The sequence below is a fragment of the Rhizobium leguminosarum bv. viciae genome, from assembly GCF_012276115.1.
In the GTDB taxonomy this organism is placed as follows: Bacteria; Pseudomonadota; Alphaproteobacteria; order Rhizobiales; family Rhizobiaceae; genus Rhizobium; species Rhizobium leguminosarum_T.
Map to the genome: position 1 here is coordinate 510574 of NZ_WIEU01000004.1, position 14158 is coordinate 524731.

General features: G+C 60.8%; 10 protein-coding genes and 1 pseudogene. 9 read left to right on the forward strand and 2 right to left on the reverse strand.

The genetic code is table 11. The features are described 5' to 3' along the window. Positions 1 to 70: 70 nt before the first annotated feature. Entirely contained in the window at positions 71 to 1114 is a 1044-nt protein-coding gene (locus GFM02_RS10960; protein WP_168321667.1) for a LacI family transcriptional regulator, read from the reverse strand. 456 nt (positions 1115 to 1570) lie between these two features. On the opposite strand from GFM02_RS10960, the gene GFM02_RS10965 reads away from it, so the two are divergent. The 9 genes from GFM02_RS10965 to GFM02_RS11005 all read left to right on the forward strand — a co-directional run bounded on the left by GFM02_RS10965 (position 1571) and on the right by GFM02_RS11005 (position 13646). Then, positions 1571 to 2806, forward strand: a complete 1236-nt coding sequence (locus GFM02_RS10965) for an ABC transporter substrate-binding protein (RefSeq protein WP_020050309.1) — start codon at positions 1571 to 1573, stop codon at positions 2804 to 2806. Between the two features lie 180 nt (positions 2807 to 2986). Continuing rightward, entirely contained in the window at positions 2987 to 3892 is a 906-nt protein-coding gene (locus GFM02_RS10970; RefSeq protein ID WP_065280244.1) for a carbohydrate ABC transporter permease, read from the forward strand. After that, positions 3885 to 4829, forward strand: coding sequence for an ABC transporter permease subunit (locus GFM02_RS10975; RefSeq protein ID WP_168321668.1), 945 nt, complete (start codon positions 3885 to 3887; stop codon positions 4827 to 4829). Before GFM02_RS10970 ends, GFM02_RS10975 begins: the two co-directional genes overlap by 8 nt. 4 nt (positions 4830 to 4833) lie before the next feature. Beyond that, complete coding sequence (locus tag GFM02_RS10980; protein WP_205930254.1) at positions 4834 to 5925, forward strand: ABC transporter ATP-binding protein; 1092 nt, start codon at positions 4834 to 4836, stop codon at positions 5923 to 5925. Between the two features lie 232 nt (positions 5926 to 6157). Further along, entirely contained in the window at positions 6158 to 8617 is a 2460-nt protein-coding gene (locus GFM02_RS10985) for a glycosyl hydrolase 2 galactose-binding domain-containing protein (RefSeq protein WP_168321669.1), read from the forward strand. A gap of 37 nt (positions 8618 to 8654) precedes the next feature. Beyond that, a complete protein-coding gene (locus GFM02_RS10990) occupies positions 8655 to 9416 on the forward strand; it encodes a sugar phosphate isomerase/epimerase family protein (protein WP_168269874.1) in 762 nt (253 codons plus the stop codon). 9 nt (positions 9417 to 9425) lie between these two features. Next, the gene (locus tag GFM02_RS10995) at positions 9426 to 10559 is read left to right on the forward strand and encodes a Gfo/Idh/MocA family protein (RefSeq protein ID WP_168321670.1); all 1134 of its coding nucleotides are present in this window, start codon (positions 9426 to 9428) and stop codon (positions 10557 to 10559) included. 348 nt (positions 10560 to 10907) lie between these two features. Next, positions 10908 to 11939, forward strand: a complete 1032-nt coding sequence (gene mgrA / locus GFM02_RS11000) for an L-glyceraldehyde 3-phosphate reductase (protein ID WP_168321671.1) — start codon at positions 10908 to 10910, stop codon at positions 11937 to 11939. Positions 11940 to 12032: 93 nt separating this feature from the next. Next, entirely contained in the window at positions 12033 to 13646 is a 1614-nt protein-coding gene (locus tag GFM02_RS11005) for a glycoside hydrolase family 43 protein (RefSeq protein ID WP_168321672.1), read from the forward strand. A gap of 380 nt (positions 13647 to 14026) precedes the next feature. Here the strand turns inward: GFM02_RS11005 and GFM02_RS11010 are convergent. Beyond that, positions 14027 to 14158 (reverse strand): annotated as a pseudogene (locus GFM02_RS11010) (IS481 family transposase); the annotation flags it as partial.

The following is a 14158-nucleotide window of genomic DNA, read 5'->3' on the forward strand; positions in this document are numbered from 1 at the left end:
GTCCTGCCGCTATATGCAGCAGATTGACCTGGAACCTCAAGCGTTTTGGCATTCGGCGGCGGTGAGGGCCTTATCTGCCGCTGTCCGGCCAGGTCGGCTGGCTGATGCTCTGCAGCAGCTCCGGCTCGACGCCGTCGATGCGGGCGATGACGGCTTTGGCCATTTCGCGGCCGGCTTGGCGAACGTCTTCCTGGGCGGTGATGATCTCGGGGCGGATCCAGTTCAGGATCGGTACCGATTGCTTGGAGACCATGTCGAGATCGCGGCCGAGCGCCTTGCCGGCGGCTTCGATGCCGGCATTGACGGCGATCGCCGCGCTACCGGCCGAACAGACGATGCCGTCTGGGGCGTTGGCCGAGCGCATCATCACCTCGACGATGTCGCGGATGTCGGCGAGCGGTGCGTCGGTGTTGACGCGTAGCGGCACTTCCTCGGCGCCGTAATCATGCAGGCCGGTTTGGAAGCCGATGCGAATATGGGCGTAGTAGGTGAGCTTACTCGGCGGCTGCAGCAGGGCGATGCGGCGGCGGCCGCGCTTGACGAGCTTTTCCACCGCCTGATGAGCGAAGGCCTCGTTGTCGAAATCGTGGAAGGGGTGGGTGAGACCCGCATCGGTGCGCCCATGCGTGGCGAAGGGCATGCCGCGCTCCGTCAGCAGCCGCACACGCGGATCATCCGGCTCGATGCGGGAGATGATGACGCCGTCCGCCGAGCTGGTATCGAGGATATAGCGCACCGGTTGCATCGGGTCCTTGCTGTGGGAATGCGGCGTGATGACGATATGATAGGGCGTGCCGGACAGCACCTCGGAGATGCCGAAGACCATCTGGCTCGAAAAGCCCATGATCTCTTCATCGATGCTGAGGACGAGGGCGATGACGTTGGTCTTGCCGGTGCGCAGGCGCACGCCCGCCCTGTTCGGCTGGTAGCCGAGCTGGCGGGCGACCATGCGCACGCGCTCCTTGGTCTCGGCCCCGATATCCGGCGCATCCTTCAGCGCGCGTGACACCGTCGTCACGCCAAGGCCGGTCATGAAGGCGATCGTCTTCAATGTCGGGCGCTCGCGCGCCGTCGGTGCCGATGCCGCCTGCCCGAAATTTCCCTTGTTTTCCATCCCTGTAAGCCTGCCTCGCGCGAATTGGTGTCGCTTATAGAGGCTTTCTCAAGCGCGGTAAGCCCGCCCACCTGCCAAAATCGCGCCTCCCTAAGGAATGCAATCTGTAACGATACAGTAGAAATGTCGAGGACTTTTTCTTGTGTGCATTGCGGGATGCTACGCATAGGTTGTATCGGCGATTTATGACCCGTTTTTCTGCAATTGCGAAAAGGATAATCGGCGGCACGCAAATACGCTTCCGAATATATCATTTAAATTCAATCAGTTATTCCCGAAAACGCAGGTGCGATGGCGCTTGGTCGAGAATCGATTCAAGGCACGCGAATGCCAGCCTTTCAACAGGCAGAAGTAGCAACTGTGGTGCTCACGGAAAAATTTGCAGGCGGGCAGTTGCGTGAGGAAATCGATTGATCTAAGTTTTTCCGGCAACGTTTCAGTGAGGGAGGAAAACTCATGAAAATCCGTCTAATGGCAGCCCTGCTTGCCACTTCGGTCGCGCTTCCGCTGGGAGCCGCCAACGCCACCGATCTTGAAGTCACCCACTGGTGGACGTCTGGCGGCGAAGCTGCAGCGGTCGCCGAGCTGGCCAAGGCATTCGACGCCACCGGCAACCACTGGGTCGACGGCGCGATCGCCGGCTCCGGCGGCACTGCTCGCCCGATCATGATCAGCCGCATCACCGGCGGCGACCCGATGGGCGCGACCCAGTTCAACCATGGGCGCCAGGCCGAGGAACTCGTCCAGGCCGGCCTGATGCGCGATCTGACCGACGTGGCGACCGCCGAGAAGTGGAAGGATATCATTCGTCCGTCGAGCCTGCTCGATTCCTGCACAATCGACGGCAAGATCTACTGCGCTCCTGTCAATATCCACTCCTGGCAATGGTTGTGGCTTTCGAATGCCGCCTTCAAGAAAGCCGGCGTCGAGGTTCCGAAGAACTGGGACGAGTTCGTCGCAGCGGCTCCGGCTCTCGAAAAGGCCGGCATCATTCCGCTCGCCGTCGGCGGTCAGCCGTGGCAGGCGACAGGCGCCTTCGACGTGCTGATGGTCGCGGTTGCCGGCAAGGATACCTTCAACAAGGTCTTCAAGGACAAGGATGCGGAAGTTGCTGCCGGTCCTGAAATCGCCAAGGTGTTCAAGGCCGCCGACGATGCTCGGCGCATGGCCAAAGGCAGCAACGTCCAGGATTGGAACCAGGCCACCAACCTTGTCATCACAGGCAAAGCCGGCGGCCAGATCATGGGCGACTGGGCGCAGGGCGAATTTGCGCTGGCCGGTCAGAAGGCCGGTACCGACTATACCTGCCTGCCGGGCCTCGGCGTGAACGAGATCATCTCGACGGGTGGCGACGCCTTCTACTTCCCGCTGCTGAAGGACGAAGAAAAGTCCAAGGCGCAGGGCGTGCTGGCCAAGACCCTGCTCGATCCCAAGACCCAGGTTGCCTTCAACCTGAAGAAGGGTTCGCTGCCGGTTCGCGGTGACGTCGATCTCGCTGCCGCCAACGATTGCATGAAGAAGGGTCTCGAAATCCTTCAGAAGGGCAATGTGATCCAAGGTACCGACCAGTTGCTTTCGGCCGACAGCCAGAAGCAGAAGGAAGACCTTTTCTCTGAATTCTTCGCCAATCCGTCGATGACGCCGGAAGACGCTCAGAAGCGTTTCGCCGGGATCATCGCTTCTGCTGACTGATCAGCAGACTTGCTGCCTTGCGGTCCGGCTCCCATGGGGGCCGGATCGGTCCGGACGGCCGGTGATCGTTCGGCGGGTGGCGGCGTCTCTCCGGTATCTTCAACAGGTTCGGAGATGGGGACGACAGGCGGCGTCTTGCCGTTTTGTTACTGTCGCAGTTGCGATTGAGGAGAAGTGTTTATGACGGGTCAAGCGCGAGCAGGCCGGCCAAACAAGTTACTGCGCAATCTGAATGCCAAGATTGCGTCTATCCCGATGATCCTGACAGCGCTGGTGATCTTTGTCGGCGGCACGTTCTGGACGATCTTTTATTCTTTCACCAATTCCAAACTGCTTCCGCGGTTGAGCTTCGTCGGCTTCGATCAGTACGAGCGCCTCTGGGCGGCACCCCGCTGGGTGACGGCGATCGAGAATCTGGCCGTCTACGGCATCCTCTCGCTGATCTTCAGCCTCGTGATCGGTTTCATGCTCGCCGCGCTGATGGACCAGAAGATCCGTTTCGAAAACACTTTCCGCACCATCTTTCTCTATCCCTTCGCGCTGTCCTTCATCGTGACGGGCCTCGTCTGGCAATGGGTTCTAAACCCCGATTTCGGCATTCAGGCGGTGGTGCGCTCTATCGGGTGGACGAGCTTCACCTTCAATCCGCTCTATACGCCTGAAATCGTCATCTACGGCATTCTGATCGCGGCGCTGTGGCAGGGAACGGGTCTCGTCATGTGCCTGATGCTTGCCGGCCTCCGCGGCATTGACGAGGACATCTGGAAAGCGGCGCGCGTGGACGGTATTCCGATGTGGAGGACCTATCTCTTCATCGTCATCCCGATGATGCGGCCGGTCTTCATCACCACGATCGTGATCATCGCCTCCGGCATCGTCAAGGTTTACGATCTTGTGGTCGCGCAAACATCGGGTGGACCGGGCATTTCTTCGGAAGTGCCGGCGAAATATGTCTACGACTACATGTTCCAGGCGCAGAACCTGGGGCAGGGCTTTGCCGCCTCGACGATGATGCTGGTCACGGTCGCGATCATCATCGTTCCGTGGGCTTATCTGGAATTCGGCGGAGGGCGCAAGCGTGGCTAATATAGAAGCTCTCAACACCGTTGCTGCCGGCATCGACGCCGTTGCGCCGAAGCTTGGTGACGGCCCCAGTGGCCCGAAGCCACGCCCGGCGCTGTCGGCGCGCAACATTATGCTCTACGGTACGCTGATCGTCGCAGCGCTTTACTATCTGCTGCCGCTCTATGTGATGGTCGTGACTTCGCTGAAGGGCATGCCGGAAATCCGTCTCGGCAACATCTTCTCGCCGCCGGTAGAGATCACCTTCGAACCCTGGGTGAAGGCCTGGGCGGAGGCCTGCACCGGGCTCAACTGCGATGGCCTGTCGCGCGGTTTCTGGAATTCTGTGCGCATCACGGTGCCGTCGGTCATCATCTCGATCGCGATCGCCTCGGTGAACGGTTATGCGCTGGCCAACTGGCGCTTCAGGGGATCCGAGCTTTTCTTCTCGATCCTCATCATTGGCGCATTCATTCCCTATCAGGTGATGATCTATCCGATCGTCATCATCCTGCGCGAAATCGGCATCTACGGTACGCTGACCGGCCTCGTCATCGTCCACTCGATCTTCGGCATGCCGATCCTGACGCTGCTCTTCCGCAACTATTTCGTGTCGCTGCCGGAGGAACTGTTCAAGGCGGCGCGTGTCGACGGGGCGGGCTTCTGGCAGATCTTCCTGCGGATCATGCTGCCGATGTCGCTGCCGATCTTCGTCGTCGCGATGATCCTGCAGGTGACCGGCATCTGGAACGACTTTCTGTTCGGCGTGGTTTTCACCCGGCCGGATACCTATCCGATGACCGTGCAGCTCAACAACATCGTCAATTCCGTCCAGGGCGTGAAGGAATACAACGTCAACATGGCGGCAACGATCCTCACCGGTCTGGTGCCGCTCATCGTCTACTTCGTGTCGGGACGGCTTTTCGTCCGCGGCATCGCCGCCGGCGCAGTGAAGGGTTGATCTCATGAATATGAATGCAAGCGTCTCCATCAAGGATCTGTCCCTGAACTTCGGCTCGGTCAGCGTGCTGAAGGATCTCAATCTCGACATTAACGATGGCGAATTCCTGGTTCTGCTCGGCTCGTCCGGCTGCGGCAAGTCGACCTTGCTGAATTGCATCGCCGGCCTGCTCGACGCCTCGGAAGGGCAGATCTTCATCAAGGGCAAGAACGTTACCTGGGAAGAGCCGAAGGACCGCGGCATCGGAATGGTGTTCCAATCCTATGCGCTCTATCCGCAGATGACCGTCGAGAAGAACCTGTCCTTCGGTCTTCGCGTCGCAAAGGTGCCGCAGGCAGAGATCGACAGGCGGGTGGCGCGTGCCTCCGAAATCCTGCAGATTCAGCCGCTCCTGAAGCGCAAGCCGGCCGAGCTTTCCGGCGGTCAGCGCCAGCGCGTGGCGATCGGCCGGGCATTGGTGCGCGATGTCGATGTCTTCCTGTTCGATGAGCCGCTGTCCAACCTCGACGCCAAACTGCGCTCGGAGCTGCGCGTCGAGATCAAGCGCCTGCACCAGTCGCTGAAGAACACGATGATCTACGTCACCCACGACCAGATCGAGGCGCTGACGCTCGCCGACCGCATCGCCATCATGAAGAGCGGCATCATCCAGCAGCTCGACGACCCGACGACGATCTACAACAGGCCGCGTAACCTCTTTGTCGCGGGCTTCATCGGCTCGCCGTCGATGAATTTCCTGCGCGGCGAGCTGGTCAAGTCAGGTGACGGCATTGCCTTTTCGGCCAACGGTGTCATTTTCTCGCTCGCTGCCTACGATGCTAGCGAGATGCTGCAGCCCGGCCGCAAGGTGGTGCTCGGCGTTCGTCCAGAACACATCAAGGTCAACGAGAATACCGGCGGCGAAGAACATGACGCCACCGTCGATATCGAAGAGCCGATGGGCGCGGACAATCTGCTGTGGCTGAAACATGCCGGTCACACGATGTCGGTACGCGTCAACGGCGCGCGCCGCTTCAACGTCGGAGCCAAGGTGAAGCTCAGCTTCGACATGTCGGTCGCCTCGGTCTTCGATGCCGAAAGCGAGCTGCGTCTCTAGAAGGTTCTGTGGGCTGGGCGAATTCGGCGAGAGGGCCAACCCCACTCTCCGTCATCCTCGGCCTTGTGCCGAGGATCCATGCCCGTAGCTGCTGATGGATGCGGTGTGGATCCTCGGGTCAAGCCCGAGGATGACGGAGGGTGGGGCGGCCGGAAGGCGCCATGACGAACGACAGCTACCGGACGACGACCATGCGCCGTCTCTTTCAAAAACGTAAATCGGAAACGATATCGTGACGCATCGATCAACTACTCCCAACATCGACCTTTCCGGTTCGTGGCAGCTCGCCTCCGTCGACGGCGAGATCCGCACAGCGATCATGCTGCCGGGCGACGTGCACACGGCGCTTCACCGGGCAGGGCTGATCCCCGATCCCTATTTCGGCCGCAACGAGGAAAAGGTGCAGTGGGTCGCCGAGCGCGAATGGGCGGTCGAGCGCAGCTTCACGCTGCAGGAGGTCGAGGGCGACTGGTATCTCGATATCGACTATCTCGACACGGTCGCCAGCGTCCACGTCAACGGCTTCCTGGCGCTCGAAGCCGACAACAGCTTCCGCCGCTACCGGCCCGATGTCTCCAGCATGCTGAAATCAGGCGATAACAGCATCCGCATCGTCTTTGCCTCCAATATCGCTGTCGGCGCCGCGCGACAGAAGCAGCAGCCCTTCTACATTCCCTACAGCACGGGCAACTCGCCAATCCCCGACGGCAACATGCTGCGCAAGCCGCAATGCCATTTCGGCTGGGACTGGAACATCGCCATTGCGCCGCTCGGCCTCTACGGGACGATCGCACTGAAGAAGCTCGAAACTGCGCGCATCGAACATGTGGTCACCCGCCAGACCCACAATAACGATGGCTCGGTCGACCTCAAAGTGACGGCGACGCTGTTTTCCAAGGGGCCAGACATTGCCCAGGTCTATTTCGACCTCGATGGCGAGCGCGTGCGCCTGGATGTCGGCGTCAATGGCGAGACCCATGTCAACCACCTCTTCCATATCGACAATCCGCGCCTCTGGTGGCCCTCCGGCAGCGGCGAGCAGGCGCTCTACAGGCTTTCCGTCGAAACGCCGACGGATGAAATGGTCAAGCAGATCGGCCTTCGCACCGTCGAGCTGATCACCACGCCGGATGCGGCCGGTAGCCGCTTCGCGCTCAAGGTCAACGGCCGCGAGATCTTCTGCCGCGGCGCCAACTGGATACCGGCCGACGCGCTGTTTTCGCTGTCTTCGCCTGAGAAGACCGAAGACCTGCTGCAATCGGCCAAAGCGGCCAACATGAACATGATCCGCGTCTGGGGCGGCGGCTTCTATGAGCAGGATCATTTCTACGATCTCTGCGACCGGCTGGGCCTGATGGTCTGGCAGGACTTCATGTTTGCCTGCAACCTCTATCCGTCGACCGAGGACTTTCTCGACAATGTGACGATCGAGGTCGATTACCAGGTGCGCCGGCTCTCCTCGCATCCCTCGATCGTGCTCTGGTGCGGCGACAACGAACTGGTCGGAGCGCTCACCTGGTTCGAGGAATCGAGGAAGGACCGAGACCGCTATCTCGTTTCCTATGATCGCCTCAACCGCACGATCGAGCAGGCAGTGAAAAAGGCGCTGCCCGGCGCGCTGTGGTGGCCGTCGAGCCCGGCTTCCGGTTATCTCGATTTCGGCGATGCCTGGCATGCCGACGGGTCCGGCGACATGCATTACTGGTCGGTCTGGCACGAGAACAAGTCGTTCGACAATTACCGCTCAGTGCGTCCGCGCTTTTGCTCGGAATTCGGCTTTCAGTCCTATACGTCGCTGCCTGTGATCAAGACCTATGCCGAGGCGAAGGACATGAACGTCGCTTCCCCGGTCATGGAGCTGCACCAGAAGAATGCCGGCGGCAACGAGCGTATCGCCGGCACGATGTTCCGCTATTTCCGATTCCCCAAAGATTTTCCGAACTTCGTCTATCTCTCCCAGATTCAGCAGGGGCTGGCGATCAAGACGGCGGTGGAATACTGGCGGTCGCTTAAACCCCATTGCATGGGCACGATCTACTGGCAGCTCAACGACACCTGGCCGGTCGCCTCCTGGTCGAGCCTCGATTATGGCGGCCGCTGGAAGGCGATGCACTATCTCGTCAAGCGCTTCTTCCAGCCAGTCGCGGTCGCGGCCATTCCTTCCGACGACGAGAAGACGATCCGCTTCTCGCTGGTCAACGATACGCTTGCCGATGTCAGCGTCGACCTTTCGATATCGCTGCTGACGACGCAGGGCGAGCGCCGGCACCTGAGAGACGTACAGGCCATATGTTCGCCGGATGCGGCCGTCACTGCGACGAGCATCGACGTTTCCGATATTCCCGAGGGAACGTTGCTTGCCTGGCGTTTCACCGCATCGAACGGCACGGGCGGCGAGGGGCACCATGTCAAAGGTACCTACAAGGCGCTGGAGCTGGAACCTGCGGGGCTGACAGTCACCCACGAATATGTCGAGGAGAATGGCTCCGTCGACATCAACGTCACCGCAAAGGGACTTGCGCTTTTCGTGATGATCGAAACCGAGACCGACGGCAAATATTCCGACAACGCCTTCGATCTTGCGGCCGGCGAGAGCCGCCGCATCACCTTTACCCCGGCACGACCGCTTGATCGTGGCGCGCTTCCGGAGTTCCGGTTCTACGACCTGTATTCCTGCCAGTCGGCGGATTGATCTTGCAAGAATGGGCACGAGGCCCAAGGAGAACATGATGACGAAACTCAGCTACCAGCTCTATAGCGCCCGCAACTTCCAGCCCTATTCGGCGATCTTCGAAAAGCTCGGCAAGGCTGGCTATGCCGAAGTCGAGGGCTTCGGCGGCATCTATGCCGATCTCGACGATGCCGGGCTGAAGAGCCTTCGCGCCGACCTCGACAAGAATGGCCTGGTCATGGCGACCGGTCATTTCAGCCCTGATTTTCTGGAGAAGGAAGTCGAGAAGTCGCTTGATATTGCCAAGATTCTCGGCATGGATTCGATCTATGCGCCGCATTTGGCCGCCGACCAGCGGCCCTCCGACGCCGCCGGCTGGGTCGCCTTCGGCAAGCGTCTGCAGGAGATAGCCAAGCCCTACAAGGCTGCCGGCTACGAATTCGGCTGGCACAATCATGATTTCGAATTCTTCAAGCTGCAGGACGGCTCGCGGCCGATCGAGCGCATCTTCGAAGGCGCGCCCGATATTTCCTGGGAAGCCGACATCGCCTGGGTTATCCGCGGCGGCGCCGATCCCTTCGCCTGGGTCGAGAAGCTTGGGTCCCGCATCACCGCCGTGCACGTCAAGGACATCGCGCCGGCCGGCGAAGCGAAGGACGAGGACGGCTGGGCCGATGTCGGTCACGGCAAGGTTGAGTGGGCCAGGCTGATGACGGCATTGCGCGCCACCAAGGCCAAGCACTACGTCGTCGAACACGATAACCCGAATGACATCGACCGCAATATCAGCCGCTCGATCGCATCCTTCCAGACCTACTGAGGCTTCATCATGACCAGGGAACTTGGCGTCGGCATCATCGGATGCGGCAACATCTCCACCACTTACTTTTCGCTGGCACCGCTCTTCAAGGGGCTGAAGGTGCTGGCTTGCGCCGATATCAACGTGCAGGCGGCCGAGGCGCGCGCCAAGGAATATGGCGTCAAAGCGCAGACGATCGACGAGCTTCTCGTCAATGACGAGATCGACGTTGTCGTCAACCTGACGATCCCGGATGCGCATTTCCGGGTATCGAAGGCGATCCTCGAGGCCGGAAAACACGTCTATTCCGAAAAGCCGCTGGTGCTTTCGCTCGAAGAGGGCGAGGAGCTTCGTCGCATCGCCAAGGAAAAGAACCTCGCCGTCGGCTGCGCCCCCGACACGTTCCTCGGCGGCGCCCATCAGCTCGCCCGCAAGTTCATCGACGACGGCGGCATCGGCCGGGTGACCTCGGGCGCCTGCTACGTGATGAGCCCCGGCATGGAAATGTGGCATCCGAACCCGGATTTCTTCTTCCTGCCGGGCGGCGGCCCGATCCTTGATCTCGGCCCTTATTACATCGCCAACCTGATCAACCTGATCGGCCCGGTCAAACGTGTCGGCGGCATGACCTCGATGGCGTCGCCGACCCGCACCATCACCAGCCAGCCGCGCAACGGTGAAATCATCCCGGTCAAGACGCCGACGACGATCCAGGCGCTACTCGAATTCGTCAACGGCGCCGCGGTGACGCTGACGGCGAGCTGGGACGTGTGGTCGCACCGCCATGCCAATATGGAACTCTATGGCACCGACGGCTCGCTCTACGTGCCGGATCCGAATTTCTTCGGCGGCGTGGTCGAGGCAAGCGGCCGTGACAAGGACATCAAGCCGCTCGATGCCTGGGAGCATCCATTCGGCAAGATCAACCAGGAAAGCCCGAGCGGATCGCGCGCCAACTACCGCACCGCCGGCTTGGCCGACATGGCGATGTCGCTGATCGAGGGCCGCGATGCGCGCTGCTCGCTCGACCGCACGCTGCACGGCGTCGACGTCATGACCGCGATCCTGAAATCGGGCGAAGAGGGCCGTTTCATCGACCTGACCACGACCTGCACGCAACCGGCCGCGCTTGGCATCGAAGAAGCGCAGGCGCTGTTGAAGTAAGGTGAGGCTTGGTTTGGGGTTGGCTAAAGCCGGTCCCGGATCATCATCAGGGCACCACGCTAGTGTCGTCATCCTCGGGCTTGTTGTCCCGAGGATCTACTGATGGCGCGGCAGATCCTCGGGACAAGCCCGAGGATGACGGTGTTTGAGGGCAGGGCCTGCCATCAGGCAATGTCAGTACGCGAGGTTGTCGAGAACACGCGCCATATGCTTGCCGTACGGATGCGCTTGATCCAATAGTGCCGACGCGCTCGGCCTGACATGAGGGCGGCAACGTTTTTAGCTTTCGACCGCCGCTCTAGGCGGATACGAAAGAGAAGCAATTTTTATAAGTTGAGGAGACCTCAGATGAGCTGGCAACCGGCCGCAGACCGTTATTCGAAAATGAAATATAACCGCACGGGCCGTTCCGGACTGAAGCTGCCGGCTGTCTCGCTCGGCCTCTGGCACAATTTCGGCGGCGACACGCCGCATGACCGCAAAATCGATATGTGCCGCACGGCCTTCGACCTCGGCATCACCCATTTCGATCTCGCCAACAATTACGGCCCGCCTCCCGGCAGCGCCGAGACCGCCTTCGGCGAAATCATGCGCACCGAATTCGTTGGGCTTCGCGACGAGTTGATCATCTCCTCCAAGGCCGGCTACGACATGTGGCCCGGCCCTTACGGCGAATGGGGCAGCCGGAAATATCTGATCGCCTCCTGCGACCAAAGCCTGAAGCGCATGGGGCTCGACTATGTCGACATCTTCTATTCGCACCGCTTCGACCCGGAAACGCCGCTGGAAGAGACCTGCGGCGCGCTCGACCATATCGTCCGTTCCGGCCGGGCGCTCTATGTCGGCATTTCCTCCTATAATTCGCAGCGCTCGCGCGAAGCAGCCGCGATCCTCAAGGAGCTCGGCACGCCGTGCCTGATCCACCAGCCGAGCTATTCGATGCTCAACCGCTGGGTCGAGGACGACAGGCTGCTCGATACGCTGGATGAGGTCGGCATGGGCTCGATCGTCTTCTCGCCACTTGCCCAAGGCATGCTGACGACGAAATATCTCGGTGGCATTCCGGAAGACAGCCGCGCGGCGCAGAACCACTTTCTCAAGCGCGCCTACATCCGCCCCTCGATCATCGACAATATCCGCAAGCTCAACGAGATCGCCGAAAGGCGCGGCCAGACGCTGGCGCAGATGGCGATCGCCTGGGTACTGCGCGGCGGCCGCGTGACCTCGGCGCTGATCGGCGCAAGCCGCTCGTCGCAGATCGTCGATTGCGTCAAGGCGCTCGACAATCTCGAATTCAGCGTCGAGGAGCTTGCAGAGATCGACGTCTACGCCCGCGAGGCCGACATCAACCTCTGGGCCAAGTCCGCCGAACGCGAATAGTCATCTCAGGCCCGGACGCAAGTCTTCCGGGCCTTTTTCTGCTATAATCTGATGTACGTACAGCAAAGCACCGCCGGTCGGAGGAGACCTGTCATGATCCGCAATCCCATCCTGCCCGGGTTCAATCCCGATCCGTCGATCTGCCGCGTTGGCGCGGATTATTACATCGCCACCTCGACCTTCGAATGGTACCCCGGCGTGCAGATCCACCATTCGCGTGACCTGGTGAACTGGACGCTGGTGCGCCGGCCGCTGGAGCGGAGATCGCAGCTCGACATGCGCGGCAATCCCGATAGCTGCGGCATCTGGGCGCCGTGCCTGTCCTATGCCGACGGGCAGTTCTGGCTGGTCTATACCGACGTCAAGCGCTACGACGGCAATTTCAAGGACGCGCCGAACTACATCGTCACGGCCCCGACGATCGAGGCCGAATGGTCCGAGCCGGTCTATGTCAATTCCTCCGGCTTCGATCCCTCGCTGTTCCACGACGATGACGGCCGGAAATGGTTCGTCAACATGCAGTGGAACCACCGCACCGAAAGCTATGGCGGCTCGCCGAAATCGCCGGCCTTCGACGGCATCCTGCTGCAGGAATGGGATCCGGTGGCAAAGGCGCTGAAGGGGCCGATCAAGAACATCTTCGCCGGCAGCCCGCTCGGCCTCGTCGAAGGCCCGCATCTCTTCAAGCGCAACGGTTGGTACTACCTGACCACCGCCGAGGGCGGCACCGGCTACGACCATGCCGTCACCATGGCGCGGTCGCGTAATATCGACGGATCCTATGAGATGCATCCGAACATGCATCTCATAACCTCCAAGGATCACCCGGGCGCGGTGCTGCAGCGGGCAGGCCACGGCCAATATGTCGAGACGCCCGAGGGTGAGGCCTATCACACCCATCTATGCGGCCGGCCGCTGCCGCCGAAACGGCGCTGCACGCTGGGGCGCGAGACATCTTTACAGAAATGCGTCTGGCGCGACGATGACTGGCTCTATCTTGAAAACGGCACCTCAGTGCCCGATGTCGATGTGCCGGGCCTCTTTGGCGCGGTGCCGGTGGAAAAGCCGATGCGCAGCGAATACAGCTTCGATGGCGGCACGCTGCCTGCCGATTTCCAATGGCTGCGCACGCCAGAGCCCGCGCGCATCTTCAACCTGACGGATCGTCCCGGCCATCTGCGCCTGATTGCGCGCGAAAGCATCGGCTCCTGGTTCGAACAGTCACTGGTTGCCCGCCGCCAGGAGCATCACAGTTTCCGTGCCGAGACCGTGGTCGAATTCTCGCCCGACACCTACCAGCAGGTGGCGGGGCTGACGCATTATTACAACCGCCACAAGTTCCACGCGGTTGCCGTGACGCTGCACGAAACACTTGGCCGCTGCGTGACAATCCTCTCCTGCAACGGCGACTACCCGAACGGGCGCCTGAGCTTTCCCGCCGAAAGCGGTGTGGCGATTGCCGTCGAAGGTCGTGTCCAGCTCGCCATGGAAATCCGGGAGAACGACCTGCAATTCTTCTGGCAGACCGAAGGCAAGGGCGCCTGGCAACCGATCGGCCCGGTCCTCGATGCCGGCGTGATCTCAGACGAGGGCGGACGCGGCGAACACGGCTCCTTCACCGGCGCTTTCGCCGGCGTGTTTGCCTTCGATACCTCAGGCCGGGCGAAGGCCGCGGATTTCGACTGGTTCAATTACGACGAGCTGTGAGGGATACCTTAGTCCCTTTCATCCGCAGCGAGTCACGGAAAGAGCGAGGTGCGGAGGAACGAAAAAAAGAAAGCCGGCACAGGGCCGGCTAAGACGAACGCGGCTGAACAGGGGATACTGGCCGGTTCCAAGCACTTCGTGACTGAACAATAACTTTCACTACAAGCCGAGGCAGCAAAAAAGGGGCGCAACGAGAACACCCAAGACGGCTCCGCAAAGGGGTGGGCGGCGGGGCGGATACCGGTGCTGGCCTCGGTTCTCTTATCGGGCACGAAGATCACCGGATGATGACATCTGAAACCAGCTGCCGCTTTTCTTTTCGCCGGTGAGGTCGGCTTCCTTGGGAAGACCCGATGCCGGCTATCTCACCAGTGGGTCGCCTAGGTGTTTAGTCCCGGCATTTGATGGATAGGATCGATGATGAATCGATCTGGCTCGGAAGTCCACCTTTTGCAGATGAACTCGAAGGGGGTGAGGCCCTTTAGTGTCTTGAGCCTGCGCCCAAAATTGTA

Excerpts from the sequence above, each read along its gene's own strand:
- GFM02_RS10960 (WP_168321667.1), bottom strand. The coding sequence starts at position 1,114 with ATGGAAAACAAGGGAAATTTCGGGCAGGCGGCATCGGCACCGACGGCG.
- GFM02_RS10965 (WP_020050309.1), top strand. The coding sequence starts at position 1,571 with ATGAAAATCCGTCTAATGGCAGCCCTGCTTGCCACTTCGGTCGCGCTT.
- GFM02_RS10970 (WP_065280244.1), top strand. The coding sequence starts at position 2,987 with ATGACGGGTCAAGCGCGAGCAGGCCGGCCAAACAAGTTACTGCGCAAT.
- GFM02_RS10980 (WP_205930254.1), top strand. The coding sequence starts at position 4,834 with ATGAATATGAATGCAAGCGTCTCCATCAAGGATCTGTCCCTGAACTTC.
- GFM02_RS10990 (WP_168269874.1), top strand. The coding sequence starts at position 8,655 with ATGACGAAACTCAGCTACCAGCTCTATAGCGCCCGCAACTTCCAGCCC.
- GFM02_RS10995 (WP_168321670.1), top strand. The coding sequence starts at position 9,426 with ATGACCAGGGAACTTGGCGTCGGCATCATCGGATGCGGCAACATCTCC.
- mgrA (WP_168321671.1), top strand. The coding sequence starts at position 10,908 with ATGAGCTGGCAACCGGCCGCAGACCGTTATTCGAAAATGAAATATAAC.
- GFM02_RS11005 (WP_168321672.1), top strand. The coding sequence starts at position 12,033 with ATGATCCGCAATCCCATCCTGCCCGGGTTCAATCCCGATCCGTCGATC.